At 61.9% G+C, this 22,194-nt stretch carries 13 protein-coding genes and 1 pseudogene; 9 read left to right on the plus strand and 5 right to left on the minus strand.

Annotated features, from left to right (window positions below):
* Positions 1 to 348 precede the first annotated feature (348 nt).
* The 3 genes from ACGFI7_RS32785 to ACGFI7_RS32795 all read left to right on the plus strand — a co-directional run bounded on the left by ACGFI7_RS32785 (position 349) and on the right by ACGFI7_RS32795 (position 8,185).
* Complete coding sequence (locus ACGFI7_RS32785; protein ID WP_393411415.1) at positions 349 to 2,817, plus strand: DrmE family protein; 2,469 nt, start codon at positions 349 to 351, stop codon at positions 2,815 to 2,817.
* The gene (locus ACGFI7_RS32790; protein ID WP_393411417.1) at positions 2,814 to 6,281 is read left to right on the plus strand and encodes a helicase C-terminal domain-containing protein; all 3,468 of its coding nucleotides are present in this window, start codon (positions 2,814 to 2,816) and stop codon (positions 6,279 to 6,281) included. Before ACGFI7_RS32785 ends, ACGFI7_RS32790 begins: the two co-directional genes overlap by 4 nt.
* A gap of 713 nt (positions 6,282 to 6,994) precedes the next feature.
* On the plus strand, positions 6,995 to 8,185 hold the full coding sequence (locus tag ACGFI7_RS32795; protein ID WP_393411419.1) for a hypothetical protein: 1,191 nt from the start codon (positions 6,995 to 6,997) through the stop codon (positions 8,183 to 8,185).
* A gap of 738 nt (positions 8,186 to 8,923) precedes the next feature.
* Here the strand turns inward: ACGFI7_RS32795 and ACGFI7_RS32800 are convergent.
* Both ACGFI7_RS32800 and ACGFI7_RS32805 read right to left on the minus strand, forming a co-directional pair.
* The gene (locus ACGFI7_RS32800; protein ID WP_393411421.1) at positions 8,924 to 9,640 is read right to left on the minus strand and encodes an Eco29kI family restriction endonuclease; all 717 of its coding nucleotides are present in this window, start codon (positions 9,638 to 9,640) and stop codon (positions 8,924 to 8,926) included.
* Positions 9,641 to 9,743: 103 nt separating this feature from the next.
* On the minus strand, positions 9,744 to 10,358 hold the full coding sequence (locus tag ACGFI7_RS32805) for an Eco29kI family restriction endonuclease (RefSeq protein ID WP_393411423.1): 615 nt from the start codon (positions 10,356 to 10,358) through the stop codon (positions 9,744 to 9,746).
* 132 nt (positions 10,359 to 10,490) lie between these two features.
* On the opposite strand from ACGFI7_RS32805, the gene ACGFI7_RS32810 reads away from it, so the two are divergent.
* Complete coding sequence (locus tag ACGFI7_RS32810; protein WP_393411425.1) at positions 10,491 to 11,774, plus strand: DNA cytosine methyltransferase; 1,284 nt, start codon at positions 10,491 to 10,493, stop codon at positions 11,772 to 11,774.
* A 410-nt stretch (positions 11,775 to 12,184) separates the two neighbouring features.
* Positions 12,185 to 12,568 carry a very short patch repair endonuclease gene (locus ACGFI7_RS32815; RefSeq protein WP_393412155.1) on the plus strand — a complete coding sequence of 128 codons (384 nt, stop codon included), beginning with the start codon at positions 12,185 to 12,187 and terminating at the stop codon, positions 12,566 to 12,568.
* A 53-nt stretch (positions 12,569 to 12,621) separates the two neighbouring features.
* Here ACGFI7_RS32815 and ACGFI7_RS32820 read toward each other — a convergent pair whose 3' ends face one another.
* Genes ACGFI7_RS32820 through ACGFI7_RS32830 form a run of 3 tightly spaced genes read right to left on the minus strand, consistent with a single transcriptional unit; the run spans position 12,622 to position 17,329 of the window.
* Positions 12,622 to 13,230, minus strand: coding sequence for a hypothetical protein (locus ACGFI7_RS32820; RefSeq protein ID WP_393411427.1), 609 nt, complete (start codon positions 13,228 to 13,230; stop codon positions 12,622 to 12,624).
* 2 nt (positions 13,231 to 13,232) lie between these two features.
* Complete coding sequence (locus ACGFI7_RS32825) at positions 13,233 to 14,906, minus strand: DEAD/DEAH box helicase family protein (protein ID WP_393411429.1); 1,674 nt, start codon at positions 14,904 to 14,906, stop codon at positions 13,233 to 13,235.
* Positions 14,903 to 17,329 (minus strand): ATP-binding protein, encoded by a 2,427-nt coding sequence (locus tag ACGFI7_RS32830; protein ID WP_393411431.1) that lies wholly within the window; start codon positions 17,327 to 17,329, stop codon positions 14,903 to 14,905. The genes ACGFI7_RS32825 and ACGFI7_RS32830 overlap by 4 nt, the downstream gene beginning before the upstream one ends.
* Positions 17,330 to 17,729: 400 nt before the next feature.
* Between ACGFI7_RS32830 and ACGFI7_RS32835 the strand changes: the two genes are divergently transcribed.
* From ACGFI7_RS32835 to ACGFI7_RS32850, 4 genes and pseudogenes are all read left to right on the plus strand, one after another.
* A complete protein-coding gene (locus ACGFI7_RS32835) occupies positions 17,730 to 18,350 on the plus strand; it encodes a DUF4365 domain-containing protein (protein ID WP_393411434.1) in 621 nt (206 codons plus the stop codon).
* A gap of 35 nt (positions 18,351 to 18,385) precedes the next feature.
* Complete coding sequence (locus ACGFI7_RS32840; RefSeq protein WP_393411436.1) at positions 18,386 to 19,525, plus strand: hypothetical protein; 1,140 nt, start codon at positions 18,386 to 18,388, stop codon at positions 19,523 to 19,525.
* Positions 19,526 to 20,361: 836 nt separating this feature from the next.
* On the plus strand, positions 20,362 to 20,676 hold the full coding sequence (locus ACGFI7_RS32845; protein WP_393411438.1) for a hypothetical protein: 315 nt from the start codon (positions 20,362 to 20,364) through the stop codon (positions 20,674 to 20,676).
* Between the two features lie 140 nt (positions 20,677 to 20,816).
* A pseudogene (locus ACGFI7_RS32850) lies at positions 20,817 to 22,187 on the plus strand (IS481 family transposase); the annotation flags it as partial.
* Positions 22,188 to 22,194: the final 7 nt, after the last annotated feature.

A 22,194-nucleotide genomic window follows, 5' to 3' on the forward strand; every position in this document is an offset into this window, starting at 1 on the left:
ACAGCCGGGCACCCACGCTGACCACAGCGAGGCAATCGACCTCCAGCCGAATCCCTCAGCCAACCAGCTCAAGGTCGAGAAAGATCGAGGCTAACTCTACCCATATATCCTATTGCGTGTTCTTGATGGCGCTCGATGCAGATTAGAGTTGATTTATGGCGTCGAGTCCTATCGAGAATAAGTTTCATGTTTTCGGAAGAATGTGCTGCATCAACCCCAAATGCGCAGAATCGGTTGCGTGGAGTCGCTCGGTAGGGGATAGTTTTACTTGCCAGAGAACCTCGACAGATAAAACTTGGGCGTCGTGCCCTCGTCACTCCGAGGTCCGTACAGGCATTGGAGTTCGTCGTGGACGCTGTCCCTTATGGAACTGCGGACGATCGGTGTCCGCAGGTTCCCCTGCCACCCGCCTTAGGTGCGGGCCTTTCTTCTTGCCTGCTTGAAGGCCGTCTTTCATCTGGTGGCAAAGTCCTCGAGGCCTCTCTCCTGGATGTCGACGCGTTGCGAGCTGTCGAGTACGCAATGACCTGCCGCGGCTCGGTCATGATCTGTCCTGCCGATCCCCTTTCTCCCTTGGCTGCGCTCCTCGCAGCGGCAGCGCACATCGACGCCATGGTGCGCAACCGCCTGATGGTGGGACAGGCTGGCCCCAGCCCTTTGCGTGTGGGTGTCGTGACGACTGACTACCGGTTGCGGGGCTTCTATCGTGGGCTGGCCGTGCAGGAACGCGTCGGCGTCGGTGGCGTGCCCATGCGTGCGATCGTGCCAGCTGCGACGGTCGGTGCGAACGGCATGTTGAGCGTGATCGACAGCGAGAATGGGTGCTGGTCGACGGTATTCGTTGACTCGATTGATGCGGTCCGCCGTCTGGGCGAACTGGACCTACTCATCGTCGATCTGCCTGCCGAGGGTACGGCGAGCCTGGCAGAGATTGGCATGCCGACCGTTGTTGTTGCTCGGGATCCTGCTGACGCGGCTGCTCTGCGCGCTGCTTCTCAAATGGCGGTTTTCGGGTACGACTGGGCGGTGCAGTCAGGGACTGCCTATCACGCACTCGTCGAGGGGGAGGGCGCGGTCCGAGTTGCCAATCGCGCGCGCCGACGGGTGCGTATCGTGCCGGTCTTGGCGCCGGCTGTGTGCGACAACGCCCGTTTGTTCTGGGATGACATCGCGTCGCTGGTGCGACTTGCCGGTCGCTCGCTGTTCGTCCGCAAGCTGGTCGTAGCTGCTTTTGGCCTGTTCCATGACCTGGTAGGGCTGGCCATGCCCGTGAGCAGCTATGAGCAGCTATGTAGTCGTTCGTTGGATCGTCGTATCGACGAGCTCGCCCGTGGCGCGATGATCTGCAGCGTTGGCGAACTTCGTGACGAGTGGCTTCCCATGATCGAGGCGGAGCTGGCGGGGCTTCTGAGCGCACTGCGTGCGGCCGAGCGTGCTGGCCTGGCGGATGGCAATGGGTATGGCTCCAAGGCCAGCGCTCTACCACCGTTGCTGTCTGCGGGCCTGGACGAGGGCAAGGACGTGCTGGTGGTGACCCGTACGGCGATGCTGGCTCGCGTGTATCGGGAGTACCTGGCGCAGCGGTGGCCGCTGGTGCGGGTAGCATCGCTGGGCGAGTTGGAGGACACCGCTCCTGCGGATGTAGCGGTGCTACTGGGTATGTCACCGAGTTGGGGACGTTGGGTCTACCGGTCCGGCATCGCCGCAGAGCTGGTGGTGTTGGCCTACACCGCATCGAATTCCGACCGGCAGGCTGAGCGGGACATTGATGACGGCTTCGACGAAGCCACCATCGTGGCAAAAGCCATCATGATGCAGACGAAGGTCGGACTAGAAATGTCCGTGCCGAGCCAGCGCATACGAGCCTGTGCCGCTTTGCGCTCTGGGCAACCAATGGCAGGCGGCTTTCAATACCAGGACTTCGACGCAGTCGAAGCAGACATCGACATCCAGGTAAGTGTGCCGCACCCGCCGGAACTACCTCCTCGACTATGGGACGGCCTCCTATGGAGCGGTGTCGAATTCGACCGGATCCCTTCCTCCAAAATTGCATCCGAGGTGGACACTTCGGAGCTTGGCGCAGGTCTTCGTGTGCGGTTTGTGGACGGTACCTGGGCATGGCTGCACGCCCACAGTCTGGTGTGGCGGTGGTGCCGTTCTAGCGGGCGCACCGAGCAGGTCGAAGCCGACCGTCTGGATGCTGGCGACCAGTTGGTGTTCATTGACGGTGACGCCCACAAAACTCTGTTGGCCAAGGTATTGGAGGTTGCGGGGGAAGTCCCGGAACTCGCGGTGGCTACCGTCTGGGTAGAGCAGTGGCGTGCCGCAGTGAGACGTGCCCATACCGTGCACCGCACTTACCATGGGTTACATCGGGCATTGGTGAAGTTTGGCTGCCGTGTCCAGGCACAAACCGTTCGCCTTTGGTGCACTGGGACCACCATCGGTCCCGACGACCCGGCTGACGTGCGGCGCCTGGGTGATCTGCTCGAAGACCGCGTCTTGACGACCAACCACTGGGAGATATGGCGCGCGATGCGGACACTGCGCCATTCGCATGTTCGGCTGGGCCGTCGCCTGACCATGTTGACTCGTCTGCTCGGGCCAGCGACCCAAAAGGGCCGTTTACCTTCCGACGAAATTCTCGATCAAGCTAGTGGGTTGACGGCGGGCGATGTTGAGACCGCAGTGGTGGTGGTGCGCGTGGCACAGATCGAGCGCTACGCCGCCGTTCCACTGATTGTGACCGGTCAGCGCCGCGATGCCGACGATCCTGATGAGCCCTTCGACACCGACCAATGCGGGGAGCAACCATGAGTATCTTCAACCCAGAGTTCACGCCGACCAGGGCGCATCAGGAGGCGATGGCAGATTACCTGGCGTCGGCGGTGGTGGAGGACGCCACTGGGGTAAGCGGAGGAGATACCTGTGTGGGCGAGCCCCCCTCGGCTCGGTATTACCTCGCCAGCCTGGCACCGACGGACTTGAACCTGTCAGTGAACGTTGTGCGCATGGGCCGGGCCACGCCATCCTCTTTGGGATTCGAGTTTGAGATCACGGGCGATGCCGCCGAGCTATTGGTGAGCGCATCGGCGAGCTGCTACTACCGGCGGATGCCGACCTACACCGAGCAGATCAACTATCTGGCAGACAGACTGGGCACGGCCGATTCCTATCGACTGGCTCCAGTATTCCAAAAGGTCGACGTCGAGGTGGGTCCCCTGCCGGTCGCGGTAGGTACTGGCACGCCGACCGTTGTGGTTACCGGCCAGCAGCAGTTCGCGTCGGAGTTCGCCCGCGTCCGCGGCACAGCTGAGGCCGATCGACGTGTGGAGCGACGACATGGCGACGACCGACGTGAACGCTCTGTTCCCTCTGATGCCCTGACATCAGAGGAGGCCTTCGAGACCTGGGTTGAGCAAACCAACGCCGGCGATGCGGTCTTGCCGTCCTTCGAGGCACACATCCACCTGACTAGCAGGCCTGTGGAGGGCCGAATTCGGGTGGCGGTGAATCTAGAGAACAAGTCTACGGACCCAACCGTTGTGGTTCAGGGACGTGGCCGCTCAGCTGGCCAGGAGCGCCACGACGAATCGCGTGACCATTTCCTGTTCCGGGCGCGGCTTGCCGTTCGTGCACAGGCAGGGGTTGTACTTCCAATCCGCATGAATTTGGGTCCTGACGCCTACCGCTATGACCGAGATCTACCCGGCTATGCCAGTAACTGCGGAGTGGAGAAGCTTACCGACTCCGAAGACCGACTCGTGGGCCTGTGTAGCGTCCCAGCGCCGGTACATCAGACCAGCAGAGCCTTTGCCCGCCAGCATGCGGCCACCGAATACGCGATCTTGGAGTCCGACCCGCTGCCGGTCCTCCGTGAACTGGCTGAGGATCTGGCCGCCTACCATGACGATCCCGCGTGGAGCATCGACGGTCTCGAACCAGATCTTGCTTCACGAAAGGCTCAAGACCGGGAGGCATTCAGTCACGAGATCGCCCGCTTCGCCGACGGGCTGCAGTGGCTGGAACGGGATCCGCGACTGCTGTTGGCCTTTAAGCTGACCAACAAGACGATGTACCGCCTCGGGCAGAAATCCGAGCGCCTGCACTCCGGGTGGCGTCTGTTCCAGTTGGTTTTCCTTGTGAGTCAACTGTCTGCGCTGGCTTGGCGTGAACACGACCCTGATGAGTTCACTAAGGGTCTGTGGGGCGACCCGAACTCCGGTGACCCCACGCAAGCGGTCAGCGTCCTTTGGTATCCCACTGGAGGAGGGAAGACCGAGGCATATCTCGGTTTGACAGTGTGTTGCCTGTTCTACGACCGAGCCCGTGGCAAGATCAGTGGCATCAGCGCGTGGTGCCGATTCCCGCTACGGCTGCTGTCATTGCAGCAGACTCAGCGACAGTTGGACGTCGTGGCTATGGCCGACCTCGTACGAGCTGAAGCGGCTGATGAACTGCGGCAGGTAGGGGGCGCCCCCGGTGCGCCATTCAGGATCGGCTTCTACGCCGGTGGCTCCAACACGCCGAATTCCTTGAACGAGGCTGGACTGGTCGACCGGCTGCGCCGTGACGAGACGGCTCGCAACCGGTATCGGCTGGTCGACCGGTGTCCCTATTGCCGACAGCGCAGCATTGTCGTGCCGCCCCCCGATCCAGACGCCCTGCAGCTCCAACACCGCTGTCAACACCCAGAGTGCGGCAAGACGCTACCTCTGTATGTCACTGATCGCGAAATCTACCGATACCTGCCAGCAGTATTGGTCGGCACGCTGGACAAGCTCGCCGCCATCGGCCTGTCCGACCGGTTCGGTTCGTTGCTTGGGGACGTTGACTGCAAGTGCAAACTGCACGGCTATGGGCGCGGCGGTAAATGTCACGAACGCGCGTCACATCACCCGAAGGTGCCTCTGACCGAACTCGATCGGCCGCTGCACGATCCGTCCCCAACGCTAGAGATCGTTGACGAACTGCACATGGTGAATGAGGAACTGGGGGTCTTCAGCGGGCACTATGAAGGGCTCCTGGCTGCGGTGCAACAGACCCTGTCGGCCTCTACCCGCCCCGACCGCCGTGGTGTCCGGATGAAGGTGATCGCCACTAGTGCGACGATCCGTGGAGAGGATCGCCAGTGCGAGCACTTGTTCGGGTTGCGTTCGGTCGTGGTTCCACTTCCTGGTCCGTCGCTGCACGAATCCTTCTACTGGCAAGTCGACCCCGAGGCGCCACTGCGCCGCTTCGTCGGGGTGCTGCCCACCCGGACCACGGCGGAGATGACGGTGGTCCGCATCCTGACCGCGGCGCACACCGCAATCCGCCGCCTGCAGGAGCGCGTCCTCGTCCCCGAGTCGCTGGCAACCCTTCCGGCCGCCGACCTAGACGCCCTAGTGGACCTGTATCGCACCAGCCTTACCTACGTCACTAGTCTGGTGGATTTCGGCAAAATCCGGCGCTCGATGGACACCCAGGTCAACGAATATCTGCGCCAAGACGGCTGGGAGGAGGTGAAGGTCGCCGAGCTCAAGGGGGAGACCCCGTTCGACCAAGTCGGCGAGACCCTCAAAGACCTCAGCACCCCTGGGGGACATAACGAGGCGGTCGTGGCTACCAGCATGGTTAGTCACGGCGTTGACGTCGATCGGCTCAATCTCATGGTGTTCAATGGCATGCCCCGGGCCATGGCCGAATACATTCAAGCTAGCTCACGGGTTGGCCGTGCGCATCTCGGCATTATCTTCATGATCTTCAATGCGGTTCGGGAACGCGACCGCTCGCATTTCCGTTACCATGGGAAGTTCCACGAATACCTGGATCGCATGGTCGAGCCGGTTGCGATTAACCGGTGGAGCCGTTTCGCAGTGCGTCGGACTCTGCCCGGGGTGTTGATGGGCTATCTACTGCAGGTAGCAAACCGCGCATTTTGGGATGCTGGTGGGGCGCCCGCCCACTTGCACGAGTTGGGCCGCGTCAAAGCCGCGTTGCGTGTTCCCTCGGCGGGTGGGTTGCCTGCGGTGCAACTACAGGCGCTGCTGGATTCCTTGTACCAGGCATATCTCGGCGACCGAGATGAGGCACATGAACTAATCAACGATCTCGACGAGCGCGTCCGCAGGGCGGTGGACACATTGCGAGCGGCTGGCGCGGCTGCTGGGGCTGTGGGGGGCAGTCGTGCCTACCGTGCCACTGCGGACAATCTTGGGATGGAGCACCAATCGATGACGAGCCTTCGAGACGTCGCCGAGGGCATCCCGTTCATCACTCTTCCGGACCGGAGGTCCTAGTGGCGTTTGACCCTCACGACCGCGATATGCAGCGCGCCCGTGGTCAAGTCCTATTCCGATACCGGCCTGACCAGACCTTCGATCACAATGGTGGTTTCATCGCGCAGGTCCGCCAGTACGCTCACGACGAGACCTACGATGGCCCGACCCTGGACCGAGATTTTCTAATTACCGAAGCAATGCGGTTGGTCCGTCGGTGGCGAGCTGAGGGCCGAGCCCAGGGAGGCGTGGATCGAGCTCCAGAGTTCCCCACCGATCAACCACTCGCCTCCGCCCATTACCAGATCGTCATTCCAGGCAAGGTCTTCTGCCGCGTCTGGCCACGCGTGATCCGCTGCGCCCGCGCCGTTTGCGGACGTGTCTGGGAAGCCCAAGATCCCCGCGCCGGCCACGACTGGCCCGGCCCATGCCCCAGCTGCGGCCATGTCAACGGCAATCGGCAACTGCAGTTCGTGTTCGCCCACCCGTGCGGTGAACTCCAACCGATGAAACCTCCCGGAAACTGTGGGCGTGGCCATAGCACCTTCCGACTCAATGACCGTGTCAGCCGGTTCAAAGACTTCCGGTGGGAGTGTCTGTCCTGCGGTATTAGCCTGCATCTTCAGGCTTTCTGCCCCAACACTGCGGGATGCTCATGGCCGACCAAGACGATGGCCCCTCTGCTGCATACCGCCGGGTCAGCCTACGCCGGACAGGGGTTGAACCTAGTTAACGTGCTTACCAAGGCCCAAGCCCGTACCACCAAAGCGCCCGGCTACATCGTCGCGACTCTGGCGCGCTGGCTGGGGGAGTGTAGTCAGGAGGACTACCAGCGCCTAGTGTCCGCCCCTACTTCCGCAGAGGTCCCGCAAGAGGTACTCGACTCGATCGCCGCCATGTACAACGCGGGGCTGACGGAACAAGCCGAGGCGCTACGTCGCCGGTTCGTTCCCGTTGACCTGGAGCGACTCGCGGATTCGGTACAGAAAATCCTCGGCTACGACCCGCTACAAGACGAACGAGGCCAGGCGCTAGCCGCCAGCCTGTCCACCTACCAACGAGTCCTGGAACTGGACCAACTCACCCTCGACCGGTTGAAGCAACAGGCCGCCACTCCTGCACGGCGTGACCTGTACTCTACCTACCCGGCCGTGCTATCCCATGCCGGCTATGACCCCGACCGTACCTGCCTCCTGGGTGACTTCCCGGTGACATATCTCGCAGTCGGTTACTCCCGCACCGGCTTCAGCCCGGCCGAGGCCGATCTCGTCCCCCACCGGGGAAAGGTCTCCCGCGGGTCACCGATGACCACCCTGCTCTTCGCGCACCCCACCACCACCGAGGCCTTGCTGTTCGCGCTGGACGAAGATCGCGTCCGACGATGGATCTTGGCCAACAAGCTCGTGCATTCGTCTCGCGTGGGCAACGCTGCCGACCTTCGACGGTGGTTCGTCGCTCACCTCAACCCTGCGGACGGACAACTCCCCGACTTCCCTGCCGATATCAAACCGAGCCATCCACAATGGGCCGCGCGCCAACTGTTCGGATTGCTGCACACCCTTGCCCATCAGATGCTTCGCGCGCTATCTGTCGACTCGGGCTACTCGGAGACTTCTCTCTCGGAGTACCTGTTCCCCTACGAACTATCCTTCGCCCTGCATCCCAACGGACACAGCGAATTCAGCATCGGCGCACTGCGTACTGTCCTGGAGCAAAATCTCGACGCCGTGGTTAACAGAGCACTCGACAATGATACTTGCCTCTACGATCCCCATTGCATGCACGCTACTGAAGGCGCCGATCACGGCTGTCTCCTCCTCCCTGAAACCGCCTGCCGTTGCTGGAACCGCTACCTCTCGCGCTGGTATCTGTACGGATCCCCAAAACGCAACATAGTCGGATATTGGAGTCCCGAGTTGCAGTGATATTGGAGTTAGCCCGGTTTGTGGGCACCTGTTCTCTGGGGAACCCTATTCCCAGATAGTCGTTTGGCACAGCAGACATCCTTCCGCCGGAGTTTCGCCGGCAGATGGTGGAGCTGGTGCACGCGGGACGAACGCCGGAGGAGCTGGCCAAGGAATTCCAGCCGTCCACGCAGTCGATCTGTACCTGGGTGAGTCAGACATACCTGGATGACGGTCGCCGCCGTGCTGATGGCCCTGGCCAGCCCCGAGAAGGACGAGCTGGCCCGGTGGGTTCGCTCGTTTTTCGCTGCACAGCTGGTCATCGTCGCCGGAGTAGCAGCCGTGAAGGTACGTGGCGCCCTGGGTGTCATAGTAGACGGCCGGCAACCGGTTCGGCTGGCTGCGGATGCCCAGCCCGTCCGGCGTGGGCCGGATGCCGAGCACCGAAGACGAAGGTCCGCTCGGGCAGCCGAGCCAAGGCGTACTCAATCTGATTGAGCGTGGTCTCGAAGTTCCGGTCGGGTGAGTCTTCAAATCATATGCTGAGCAGCAGCACCTGGACGCCCTCACCACCGCCTGTTCACCTCGGCCATGCTTTACGACCATGTCCGCGCCTTCGCCGACATGATGCTCAACCAGCTCAAGGCAGGCCAGCCCGATCTCGCTGTAGGCGGTGGATCACATCGCGAACGATGTCCTCGTCACCTTGGACGAGTCAGGCGATGACCGGCGCAGCTATTGTCCCTTTGGAGCCCAGTTTCAATCGATGGAGAAGAGTGTGGTGGGTTCTTCGGGTCTATCGGTCAGGAGGGACTCGGGTACGGGCTGATGCTGAGTGATCGCCGCGATTGCAAGACGGACTCGGTCTTCATGTACGTTCGAGGGCTGGGGATTAGGAGTCAACCTCTCCGCCCAGGTACGGCCCGGATGGAGGGTATCCCAGGGAGAACGGGCTTGATCGTAGCGGCCCCTGCCAGGGTCGTTGTTTCCGAACCCATCCAGAACCTTGTTCCAGACGGGGGTGTATCGCTGAAGTAGCCCATACTCGCCAAGAGGGATCCATATATCACGTACACGCAGATAGCGAACGCGAAAATCGCTGGCCTTGAGTGTGCTCTGAGCGGCTTCGATCGAACGCAGGTGCTTGCCGATTCTAAGGTGCAAGGTCTTGTCCTTGGCGCCCTGCACGTTGCCGTGACGACTCCCACTGGCCGCGGCCTTGCCGACGTAGATGGGTATGGCTCCTGGGCCGACGTCCAAGCTGTCGGGTCCTGCTTGCCGGCGACAGAGTTCGGCGAGCGGCGCATAGAGATCGAAATCCCCCACGTAGTACAAGGCGTAGAGGCCGGGCCCGAAGAAGGCCGGAGGAGGCAGCCGATGGACAGGTTGACGCTCAAGCGCGTCCGCGACTCCTCGCGCGAGATTCTCCTCGTCAAGAGGGTTGTAGGGTTCGTTGCCTCTGTGAACGCTCGCCATGATCCAAGGCTATGTTGTAGCGATATATTGGCGGACATAACGATCTGGGTCATCATGTGGATCACGGTCGGAGAGCTTGTCGAGTGCTCTCTACGCACTGGGTTCACCGCCAAGGAACATCCCCAAGCTGGGCGATCCGGGTGCTGATGTGCCTCCGCGCTTCTTTGATCAGCTTGTCGCGGTCGTGGGTGCTCTCGCCATAGGTGCGGTTGCGACCCTGATGCACGGTATCCCATTTGCTTCGGGCGCTCTGCCGTGTCGACGATCCTTGTTCGTTACTGCCGAAGCCGCGCAGGATGGCGTTCCATACGGGCTGGTAGTTGACGCGCAGGCCATTCTCGCCAAGATCGGCGTGAACGTCGGGCATGCGCAGGAGGCGTACAGCGAACTCCGCTAGGCGGAGCCCACCGCCCTCGATGGAGCGCGCATGTCCCCGGACTCGGGACCAGAGTGGGGTCCTGCCTCTGACCGCGACACCCGTCGCGCTGTTGTGTGATAACGACTGCCCGACGTAGACCGGGATGTCGTGCGGGACGAGCGGTGCGTATAGGGGCTCGGTCTCGCTTATGTAGTAGATCGCGTAGAGGCCCGAGCCATCGAACCGCGGGATCTCCGGCGCCAAGGGGATCAGCGGCTGAGCCTCGAGCTCTCGGCAGATGACAGAGGTGATGTTCCTGGTGTCTAGCGGATCATAGAACTGGGGGGCGTAGTCCGGCACTCGTGAAAGGTTACCCGTGAATCGGATCACGGCGGGCTGCTCTCGCGGTCGGTCTCCCATAGGTTCTCGAACAGGTCGAATAATTCTCCGGAAAGGGCTTGAAGATCAACAACTCCGCGGTATGCTTTCATAGTGCTTGATCAGGGAGAAGGGCAAGTCCGGGATCGTTCCGCCGTAGAGCTGTTCGCCGGCGGAGGTGGACTGGCGATGGCGGTCCACCGTGCTGGCTTCCGGCCGCTGCTGTTCAATGAGTTCGCCAAGCGGGCCTGTGAGACCTTGGCGTCCAATGGAGCTGAGCGGGTGCCGGAGGGAGAGGCGCCTTGGATCCCCGAGCCCGGCGAGGCGTGGCCACTGATCGAAGGTGACGTGCGCGGGGTTGATTTTGAGTACCTTGCCGGCAGGGTCGATGTGCTCGCGGGCGGCCCTCCCTGCCAGCCGTTCAGCTTGGGGGGAGTGGCCAAGGGGGATGAGGATGAGCGGAACATGTTCCCGCAGATGTTCCGCGCCATTCGAGAGATGAGACCCCAGGCGGTTATCTGCGAGAACGTCCGTGGACTTCTCCGACCCTCCTTCAAGCCCTACTTCGAGTACATCCTTCGCGAGATGGAGCTCCCCTTCGAGGAGCGTCTTGAGAATGTGACCTGGCAGGAGCATGATGCTGTGCTTCGCGAGCGCATCGCGGAGGGGGATGGAGATACATCGCGGCGCTATCAGGTAATCATGACTCCTGTAAACGCTGCCGACTACGGCGTTCCTCAGATCAGGCAACGGATCATCATCGTCGCCTTTCGTGCTGACCTTGGTGTTGATCTCGAGAGGTTCAAAAAGCTCATCGAGCCGACGTTCTCAGAGGCGGCACTAATCCGTTCCATGGTTGAGGGTGACTATTGGGAGCGGCACAACGTGCCCGAACAGGTCAGGAAACGTGTACTTGAGCGGCTGCCGACCGTACTTCCGCTGGCTGACGGCAAACGTCCTTGGCGTACCCTCCGAGACGCGATAGCGGGTATCGAGGGCATCGAGGGCTGCGAGAAGCCGCTTCCTCCTGTTCCTGCCGAGTGGCTTGATAGGCAAGAGCACTATCTTGGGGGCTTCAGAGACCATATTGGCTGGCCCGACGCGCGGATCTATCCTGGGCACACGCCCAACGAGCTGGATCGTCCCGCGAAGACGGTCAAGGCGGGCGTCCACGGGGTCCCTGGGGGCGAGTCGGTCATGATGCTCGATGATGGTACACATCGTTATATGACCGTCCGGGAGGCTGCTCGTGTCATGACCTTTCCTGATGACTGGAAGCTTCAAGGGCCGCGCGGAGAGAAGATGCGTCAGCTCGGCAACGCTGTGCCGGTTCTGCTTGGGGAGGTCTTCGCTGAGGCGGTAGCCGACGCGTTGGATGAGGCTGAGCACAGGTCATGACCGAAGGGGTCTCCAGCTCAGGCCGGTGGAAGGACAAACCGCCCCCTGATCGGGCGTGGAAAGGGCGCAAGGGCCGCAGCCGGGAGGCAGCCGCAGTCGAGCAGGATCGGGCTGCTGGCGGGCGGCACCGTCGAATGGTCGATCTCGGCGACGGGCGTTACGCATGTGCCTCCATCTACCTGAAGCTCCTTCCGAAGACTCGACGTATCCGCGCTTATCTCCGCTGGTCGGATCGGGGACGTTCTCCAGCTCGGTATGTCGGCGAGGTTGACCACGAGACGCGAGAGGAGAATCTCGCCCAAGGGTGGCGGATGGCCATGGAACGGGGTCTCCTCGTCGATACACCACCTTCAGGGGAACGCGCCCAGGAGCCCGTGTCATGGGCTTCCACCCCGGCTGTCCGCGCTGTAATGCGCGGGAACAGGAGTCGTGACACTCGTCCGGAACTCGCACTCCGCTCGGCAGTGCATGCTCTTGGCCTCAGGTACCGAGTCGGTATTCGCCCGCTTCCTGTAGTGCGGAGGACCGCCGATCTTGTGTTCACACGGGACAAAGTCGCGGTCTTTCTCGATGGCTGCTACTGGCACGGCTGCGACAAGCACTACCGGCCTGCACGCAAGAACTCAGAGTTTTGGGCGGCCAAGATAGCGGCGAACCAGAGCCGAGACCGGGAGACCGATCGCCTTCTGCAGCAAGCTGGCTGGGAGAGCATCCGTGTGTGGGAGCACGAGCGCCCGGACGTCGCCGCCGCTCAGATTGCTGAGCTGCTCAAGCTAAAGCGCCCTCGAAAATAACATGACAAGCTCTATCTCGTTGCGCTGACATCCTGACCGGCGACGCGCATGGATTAGGACGAAGCCGGCTCGACTCTCCACATCCTGAGGACGGTGTGCCGAACTTCGAGATCAGCCACACGTCCGAGGAGGACGTGCCTCCGCTTCTCGCCGGGGTCAAGTTCCTGCCCTTGAGGGCTAGCGATCACCAAGATCGGTTGGGGCTCCGTTCCATCGACGACGGCGTTGATGCCGGCCCACACTAGGTCCCGAAGCGTCTTTGGCGGCCCCCAGATCATGAGGCGTTTGTGCTGGCCGTTTTGGATATGGCAGCGAAGGGGTTTCTCGCGGATCGAGTTCTCGACGGCCGACCATTCTGCGCCCATGACCTGCTTGGATATCTGATCCGGGCTGGGAAGTCTAATGCTGACGAGGTCGGCGAGGTTGCCGATGCCGCTGCGGGCTCGGGCGTACTCCTTTATGGGTACATCCTTCAGCCAATAGCGGATCTTGTCGCGGTGCAGGTAGCGTGATAGCTCGCCGCCGATCTTTGGGTCGTCCAGCCATCGGTTGTACTGGTTGGTGCGCTGTCGGTCGGTCATGCCGTCCCAGTCGAGTTCGGCTGCCTGCCGGTAAACCTCAATGATGACGGAGCGGCGCAGATCTTCGGGAAGTTGGCTCATGGTCAGTGGAATGCCTCAGGGTGGGGGAACTGGAGTCGGGCTTCGTCGAGGGCGGTCTCCAAACTGGCCGCGTCATTGATCCATTCTCGCATGAGACTTTCGGCTCGTTGGTCGCTGAACTCGAACGTAGTGCCGCGTTCGGCCAGCCTGAGAGTTTCGATCTCGTCGGCGGCGATGCGTTGGCTCATGTTCAAGATTGCGGCGACGCGGCGGATGTCACTGACGAAATCGAGGACCTCGACGTGTTTCTTGCCGGGCCGGAGGCGGAGGCCACGACCAAGCTGCTGGACGAAGATTCGGCGACTGTGCGTTACACGTGCGAAGCACAAGATGTTGACGTCAGGGATGTCGACGCCCTCGTTGAGAATGTCCACAGCGGTGATGATCGGAACATCGCCGTTGCGGAAGCGCATAAGACGTAGCTGACGCTCGCGTCGGTCCAGGCGTGCGTGAACGGCTTCCGCGCCCTTCCATTGCGGAACGTGGTTAAGCATCTCGGCCAGGCGTTCTGCGTGCTCGATAGTTCGGCAGAAGACCACAGCTCGAGGGTCCGGTGTTTGGCCCCACACGTTGATTAGGCGGTCGCGGATGGCCTCATCCCGCTCGGGCAGGAACAGCTTGGCGTTGAGATCCTTGATCGTGTAGCTGTGCTCGCTAGCATCCTGCACGAAGTCCCAGTCGATGTTGTCCGCGTAGAGTCGGTAGCGGACTTCGGCGAGGTAACCGAGGTTCATGCCGTCCTCGATGCCGAGGCAGAAGCTCGGCTCACCGAACGCCTCGCGGATGTCGAACTGGTCGCCTCTCCAAGGGGTGGCGGTCACACCGAACTGTTGGCTAGCCGAGAGGATCTCAAGGAGTTCGGATAGCTGCCCATCTTCTCCCACGTGGTGGGCTTCGTCGACCATGACAAGTTCTGGGCGGTATCCCTTCTTGGCGAAGTTGAAGGCGCTCGCGACCGTCGCGCAGGTCACGCCGCGCAGATCGTCGGGTTTAGTGTCGCCGGTGAGGAGCTGTGTCCGGACGGTCTTGGGCAACTGTGACCACAGTGCGCGTTCGAGTTGTTCAACAAGGTCCTTGGTGGGTGCGACCACGAGGATCTTGGCGTTCGGAGCTCGGTGCAGGTGCCTGGCTATAACCTCACCCCCGACCACGGTCTTGCCGAGGCCGGTTGCGAGGATCAAAAGGGCTCGCCCGGAGCTGTCGAGGTCCTCAACAACGTTCTCGAAAGCCTTGATTTGGTACGGGCGCAGCGTCTGTGCTGGTAGTCGTGGGGCGCTGTATCGGTCGTCGCCGTAGAGATCGAGAAGTTCTTTGCCGGACCAAAGCTCGACGCGGATGCCTACCGCCGCGAGTTCGTCCCGCCGCTTTCGCGTTTGAGGGCCGTAGTGGGCATTCGTCACGACGACCGCGTGGTCGGCTGCGTAGAAGGCCTTGGCGTTGATGACCTCGTCGATGGCGGAGGCCGGCACAGTACCGCTGTCCTTCCACTTGGCTTGGAACACCCATCGTTGCCCACCGCGAATGGCAAGCAAATCGCCGCCCTGGTCGTATGAGCCATCGATGTTGATTACATCGCTGAAGCCGAGGTGCCAGGTGAGCCGTTCCAGCTGTCGAGTGAATCCGGTGGGGCCAAGCGCTCTGAGGAACGCCGGGTCCACGAAGGAGGCGTTCATCATTTCCCCATCCGAATGACGATGTCGTCGAGCGTGTCGATCGCGAGTCTCGTCATCGCGAGCTCTCGGCGGCTCTTGAAGCTGTGATCCGACAGAAATCCGCCGATCGTTTCCAGGAGACGTGCTACGTATCCCACTTGCCTGTCGCGAGCTTCAGCGGCGGTCCAGCTGGCCCATGCTGCGGCGAAGACTTTGTCGTCCATGAACGCCGCTGGAGCACTTCGGAGCAGTGAAGCAACGGCCTCGTAACTCAGGTACGAGCTGAACCGCCCGTCTTGCGTGGCGGCAAGCCAGTCAAGGCGGGGATCCACGCGCGCCGCCTCGCTCTCAGCTTGAAGCTTGCTCTCGTTTGAGAGGCGTGCCCACATCTCCGCAGCGACAGGAGCGATCACCGGACCGGCCAGATCACGGATTCTGCGGAGGCATGATTCGGCTCGATCGCGGAGCGCGGAGCTCGTTGTGCGCTGGTCGGGAAACTGCCGAGTCACCTCGGCGGCTATGACGGTGAACTTGGTATCTGTGTCACGGGCGAGCGCGCGAAGGACCTGAGCGATTTCCATGATCGCGTAGTCGCGAGGGTCCCGACCGAACTCGCGGAAGATCTCGTGATCCCCGTACACGTAGACTTCCAGGTCCACACCCGAGGTGACCCTTGCGACAGCGGGCATAGGATCACCGCTTGCGTCAGTGACCGGCACGGTGGTCTCGTAGACAGACACATGGCGCTTGCCCATGCCGAGCACGATGATCTGGCCATCGAGATCGTGTAGACGTCGGCCATGCTGCCGATACCGAGCGTAGCGTTCGTCCTCTGTCTCGGCTGGCGGGTCGGGCTCACGCGAGACCGGAGGTTGTGGTTCCTCACCATCGGCCGGCGGCTCGGCGGGAGGTAGCGGGTCTAGTCCGGTACGGCCCGAGAGGTCATCGTCGCCAGTCTGAGGAGGTGACTGGTCTTCGCCGGTGGTCTCCCTATTTTTCGCTTCCTCGTGCGCAAGGACGGCTTGATACCACTTGTCGTCCGGCTGATACTCGGGCAGGCCTCGGTGGAACTGGTTACCCCAGTCGTGAGCCAGTTTGTGAGTTGCGCTGCTCCCATTACCGGGGATCAGGCAGCGGAGCCCGGGGTCGTTCTCCTGGAAGGCTTTGAAGAGGATCGCTAGAGGCGAGTCGTTTTCCTGGAATCCGCGTTCCTTGGCCTTCTTAGGGCGCATCGGACCTTCTCCGCGCAAGTAGCGGACTGTCTCATGCCAGTCGCGGGAGGACCGGTCGAAGTCGGTCTTCTGATAGTTAACCGGCACATGATCGATGTGGATTTCGCCGACCAAGCGGCCCTGGTTATTGGGGATCTCGATCGGATATTCGGTCAAGGTTTCGCCACTGTCGAGGTCGACCCATGTGAACAGTGACTTGTCGCTGGAGAGGATCTTGCGTCCGTGGCGAAGGAAGTCGATGCCGTAGTCGGACTCGTCCAGGTAGCGCTGGACCCCGAGCCAACCGTGCATTTTGCGGTGGCGGAGCTCAAGCCGATCACTTCCGCACTCAACGCACTTGGCGACGTCGAAGTGATGGTGCCAGTACCCGCACTCCATGCAGGCGTAGGCGTCGGTCAGCTTGCGGTCGATCTCTCGGACTGCGCTGATTTCTGTGCCGTGGCGCTTGACCGAGCGGGAGGCGGACCAGACGCAAGGGATGTGTGGCCGCACCCGCTTGCCGTTGATATACAGACTGATCCCCAGGCCAGCCAGGGTGCCGTCGTCCGGGAGCTCGGGGACCGGGCTTCGATCACGCAGCAAGTACGAGTAGACGCGTCCCAGCTGCTGGTGGACCGTTGTGACGGTCTTGGGCCTCTTGAGAGCCTCCAACATGTTCGACTTGAGCTCGCTGACAGTGATCATCGTGCCATGGAGGCCGGGATCGTCCTTCGCCTCACGGCGCAGTGGCACATGAAAGGACTCCCTGTGCTGCAGACTTCGGAGGTCGATCTCTACGGCGAGCCAGAACATGTCGCCGGCGCGGGTCGTCCGGACAGTGGTCTTATTCCCAAGCCGGGCTGTGGCGATATTGAAGCCCATCCCGAAGAGCCCGAGGCTGCCGTAGCGCGAATTCCCCGAGAAGCCTGCGCGCAACGCGTTCTCCAGCGTTGACTTGCTCATGCCGCGGCCGTTATCGAATACGGACACCTGGGCGTCCTCCGGCGCGCTGGTGGCCTTCGGCAGGGTGATGTGTATGGTCGGCGGCTCTGCAGGGTCCCTGTCGGGATCCGACTGGAACTCATCGAAGGAGTTGTCGACCAACTCGGCGAGGCACTGCCACGGCTGATAGGGGATGTCCCCCAAGACCTCGAGCAGACGTGGCGACGGGGTGAGGTCCAGCTCGTCGGGTCGGTCCTCGACTTCGGGCCCCTCGTCGTACTGGCCGGTGGTCAAGTTGTCCTCCAGGTGCTCGGCCGCATGTTCACGGCGTCGTGTGTCAAGTGAACACCAACGGACTGACATCTCGTGGGCACATAGGGACGTCGCGATCAACCTGCGATCCAAGAAGCGCGCCCGACGTTTCGCCCTTCGAGAAGGGGCTTGCCGCGGCCGCCTTCGCAGCCTTGCTGTAGTCGGCCATGCTCAGCGTGGCGACGCTTGCGCTCCTCCTGATGAGCACAGCCTTGAGGTGAGAAGACTAAGGGACACACATGGCTACTAAAAGTGTGTGAGTGTACGCGCTACGTAGTTATCCGGTTGTGTTTTCTTACCGCTTGATATGCAATGTACGGAATGGATTGTCGCGTATGTGGAGGTTGATGCTCGAAGAGGACAAGCTGCCGAATCTTGATCAATGGTGGCCAATCTGCTTATATCGTTGATCGGGCAACTCCTCTGGTTGGCCTATTCCAAGCGAGGCACGATGGTCTTAGCGCGAGAGCACGAGCAGAACGTGCTCCAAGGGGACTTCGGTGAGGCGTGGATCGAGGCGGTTGCGGCGGGTTCTGGCATCCTGCATGGAAGACCCACGTCCCTAGACCTACAGAAAGCGGACGTTCAGCTGTTTCTGCGAGGTCTCGTGCGGGGTACGTACAACCCCGCAGTCCTCGTTCAGGTCAAGACCGCGATAGATCTTCGTCAGCTCGATGACGGTGATTACAGCTACGACTTGGATGTTGAGACATACGAGATGTTAAGACGTGATGATCATTCTGTTCCGAGGATACTCGCCGTGATCCATGTACCTGCGGATGGTGACTACGTGCGTCTCTGCGCTGATGGGACGCTTCTCGTCGGCCGTGGTGCTTGGGTGTCCTTGGAAGGTCATCCACCATCAAAAAACAGCAGCACCCAAGTGGTGCGCCTCCCCGCGGTCAACACTCTGGACCGTGAGGGACTGCATCGAATGCTAGAGGCTCACGGCGTGCGCAGGTCCACCCCAGTGCCCGACGTAAAGGCGTGGGAATTAACGTGAGTATTCAGGGCAATACTTCTGGGGAGGGAGCCAATATGACGGTCCCCCGGTTGGCTGCGATCGTCGAATACCTTCGAAGCGCGGGCTGGACTCTGGAAGACGATGATGAGCGCACTACGTTGTGGCGCCAGCGCACGGATACAGATTCGGATATGCGAGTTGTTCTTCCAGCTAGCCAAGAAGTCCGAGACTATGCCGACCGCATAGGCGAAGCTATCCGAACGCTGGCGTATGTAGAGCAGCGCCTGCCAGAAGAAATAGCTACAGATATGCGCTATGGTGGTGCGGACAATGTTTCTGTTCGCCTTACGCCCAACGCTCCTTCAGGAGAAGCTCCACTATTTGTTGCGCATGCAGCGATATCAGCGCTGCGTGATTATGTTATCGCCTCAGCTTCAGCGCTCGACAATAACGAGCTGGTCTTGCCGCCACGGCGACCTCAACGAGCGGAGGCATACGCCTCTGAGACTCGCATATCTACGCAACCAGGAAGTTTCATACTCTCCTTAACCCTCCCATTGCTGAATGAGGATGACGGAATTAGGGTCGAGTCGGCTGGCGGACAAGAGGCACTGGTCGGCGTTCCCTTTCACATGTATGGCCGTAGGGTTGCAAACAGGATGCTTGCTGCCGCCGAGAAAGCCCAACGTCTCGCACACGAGGTTGCCGAAGGGGCGCGGCACATATCGACCTTCGGGCGACAGAAGGAATTAGGCTTGAATGCGACCGAAATAGAGGCACTGGGCTCTCTCGGCGGCCCCGATCATGACGTCTATCAGATTCGGTTCTCGCAATCACCTTTAGTATCTGGATCAAAGGAACCTAGAAGGTTCAGGATAACTCCAGGTCAACAACGGATTCTGCATGAGGCCGCCGAGTTCCTCCGGACCAAGCAGCCAAGAACCAACGTTACTGTTATAGGGTTGGTCGTTCGCCTATTTCGCGAAGGTAAGTACGGCAGCGGTGAGGTTGTCATACAAGGTGTAGACGACGACACCGGTCAAGCGCGAAGAGTTCGTGTCGAGCTGAGTGAACCTGATTACAACCTTGCGGTTAACGCGCATAGTCGGGGCCTCCGGGTGGCGGCTACAGGAGATCTGGACATTCGAGGAACCCGACGCTCGCTTCGTCACCTTACTTATTTCTCGATCATTCCTGGTATTGAGGACGACTGATGGCGCAGCACTAGTGCTGTCGGACGGCGTGTTGACAGTATGCTGTCCGTTTCGTGGTCCCCTATAGCTCTGAAGAGCACCAATTGCACCAGAATGGTGCCTTGGCCCTGGTCCTACCGCTGCACCTTCTAGCGAGGCCTCTGGGTGGAAATTGGAGGCCGCTGGCCGACATATTCAAGCGGTTTGCAACGAAGCTCATCATTTGACGGTTAGCCTTCACGAAGGATAGCTGCGGCAGCCGGGAACTCATTACTGCGGCCCTCAACGGAGGGCGATTTCCTGATGCCGATCTGGACGCCCTCGTCCCGGCGGAGCCGGCGTACTGCACGCTTGCTGCCAAAGTGGCGATCCGATCGCGGGCCATGCACCAGCCGAGCCGAGAGGTGACAACCCTTTCGAAGGGCTGCCTACCCAGGATTTCTTGTTGAGCCGATCGCCCCAGCCCCCTACGAGGAGTGCCGACGTCGGCGATCGTCACGGTCGCACACCATGCAAGCCTGCAATATGTATCTCTCCAGCCTTCCTCACATCTTGCTGTAAGACCGAAGTGGATTTCCAAGCCCATGCCGCGAACTGGGTGCCTGTGGTTTCAGGAATCCAGCGTATAGCTATTTGGGTTGCTACCTGGACGTGCCCAGAATTTAGGCACCGACCTCAGCCCTCATGCTCAGTGGCAAGGGCCGGCGAAGCCGGTCTGCGGCAGCCGATCGCCCCGGCCCCGTACGTCGAGCACCGAAGTGAGCGATCGTCACGGCCGGACTGAGCGATTGTGTAATGGGATCGGCAGGCCGAGACCCTGCCGGTCGAGCAAGGAGGCCACGGCCATCCGCCGGGAGTTGGCCACCACCTACCCCAACTGCTACCGCCCCGACCTCGCCAACTCCCTGACCAACCTCGGCGCAACGTTCTTGGAGCTGGGCGCACGGTTGAAGCAGCGGAGATGCAACGAGAAAGCCGAATTGGGGCGGACTATGAGGATTTCTGATCGCTGCCGATCTGCGGCCTATGCCTCCGGGGTCAACGTGCGCGTGGGCGGTGCTGGCCCGGACCGGCCGAAGAGCCGCAGCCGGGCCAGCTTGCCGCCCACGCGCGGCCGAGACGCCGCAGGCGGCTCGGCCCTTGAAGACGTGAAGAAAGTACTCATCGAGTGATCTTGAGCCCTGCTGTGCTGTCCCGGGACATGCTTGACGGGTGAGTCCCAGGACATGGGTGACAGGTGCCGTTATCGGCCAGTCTGGCGTGCGTCGTTGCGGCGTCGTGCGTCAGGAGGCCGGGATTGGCCCTGGTGGATATGTCCGTGGTGGAGCAGCGGTATCGGGCTGTGCTGGCGGTGCTGGTCGGTGGTTCGGTGACCGAGGTCGCCCGCGAGGTCGGGGTGGCGCGGCAGACGTTGTCGGGCTGCGTGTCGCGTTACCGGGAGTCCGGGCTCGGCGGCCTGGTGGACCGGTCGCGGCGCCCGCATTCGTCTCCGTCGCAGATGCCGGCTGAGGTGGAGGTGCTGGTGTGTGAGCTGCGGCGCCGGCATCCGCGGTGGGGACCGGTCCGGCTGGCGCATGAGGCGGGGCGACAGGGTGTCGATCCGCCGCCGTCGCGGATGGGGGTGTATCGGGCGCTGGTGCGTCACGGCCTGATCGAGCCCGGTGCGGGGCGGCGCAAGAAGGTGTATCGGCGCTGGCAGCGGGAGGCACCGATGGAGTTATGGCAGCTGGACATCGTCGGCGGGGTGCTTTTGGCCGATGGGCGCGAGGTCAAGGTGATCACCGGGGTGGATGACCACTCGCGGTTCTGTGTGATCGCCAAGGCGGTGGTGCGGGCCACCGGCCGGGCCGTCTGCCTCGCCTTCACCGAGGCGTTGCGGGCGTTCGGGGCGCCGGGTGAGGTGCTGACGGACAACGGCAAGCAGTTCACCGCGCGGTTCGGTCATGGCGGTGAGGTGTTGTTCGACCGGATCTGCCGGGACAACGCCATCGTGCATCGGCTGACCCAGCCGCGTTCACCGACGACGACGGGCAAAGTGGAGCGCTTCCACCAGAGCCTGCGCCGTGAGCTGCTGCAGGACGCCGGCCCGTTCGAGGACCTGGCCGCCTTCCAGGCAGAGCTGGATGCGTGGGTGGAGCATGACAACACCGCCCGGCCGCATCAGAGCCTGGACATGGCGGTCCCCGCTGACCGGTTCCGTCCGGTGGGTGCTGCGGAGCGGGAGCTGCTGCCGCTGCGTCTGCCGGCGATCCTGACCGCCGCGCCGGATCCGGCTCCTGCTGCCGACGCTGCTGCTGCAACGCCCAAGCCAAAGAGCAGCGACGAGGACATGCCGGCGGCCAGGCGGTCGACGGGGACGGCGGCGTCCTGGTCGGGTGGGCCGGTCGAGTTCGAGCGGGTGGTGCAGGCCAGCGGCAATCTGGGGGTGACGGGTAAGCAGTTCTGGCTGGGTCCGGCCCGCGCCGGTCAGGTGATCACGTTCTGGGCGGATGTGAATGTGATCCATCTGCTGGTGGGCGGGGTGCGGTTGAAGAGCCTGCGCTCGCATCTGTCGACCCGTGATCTGGCCCGGTTGTTCGCCGGCGGCGGCCGGTCGGCGGGGCCGTCGCCGCTGCCGCGGGCGGAGAACGACGCGGTGGTGGAGGTGGAGCGGACGGTGACCAACTCCGGTTTGGTCAGCCTGGCCGGCC

The organism is Nonomuraea sp. NPDC048826 (assembly GCF_043198225.1).
In the GTDB taxonomy this organism is placed as follows: Bacteria; Actinomycetota; Actinomycetes; order Streptosporangiales; family Streptosporangiaceae; genus Nonomuraea.

What these genes read in the sequence shown, in the direction of transcription:
- ACGFI7_RS32815 (WP_393412155.1), top strand. Translation starts at nt 12,185, where the DNA reads ATGCGCGGGAACAGGAGTCGTGACACTCGTCCGGAACTCGCACTCCGC.
- ACGFI7_RS32820 (WP_393411427.1), bottom strand. Translation starts at nt 13,230, where the DNA reads ATGAGCCAACTTCCCGAAGATCTGCGCCGCTCCGTCATCATTGAGGTT.
- ACGFI7_RS32840 (WP_393411436.1), top strand. Translation starts at nt 18,386, where the DNA reads ATGACGGTCCCCCGGTTGGCTGCGATCGTCGAATACCTTCGAAGCGCG.
- ACGFI7_RS32800 (WP_393411421.1), bottom strand. Translation starts at nt 9,640, where the DNA reads ATGGCGAGCGTTCACAGAGGCAACGAACCCTACAACCCTCTTGACGAG.
- ACGFI7_RS32825 (WP_393411429.1), bottom strand. Translation starts at nt 14,906, where the DNA reads ATGATGAACGCCTCCTTCGTGGACCCGGCGTTCCTCAGAGCGCTTGGC.
- ACGFI7_RS32835 (WP_393411434.1), top strand. Translation starts at nt 17,730, where the DNA reads ATGGTGGCCAATCTGCTTATATCGTTGATCGGGCAACTCCTCTGGTTG.
- ACGFI7_RS32790 (WP_393411417.1), top strand. Translation starts at nt 2,814, where the DNA reads ATGAGTATCTTCAACCCAGAGTTCACGCCGACCAGGGCGCATCAGGAG.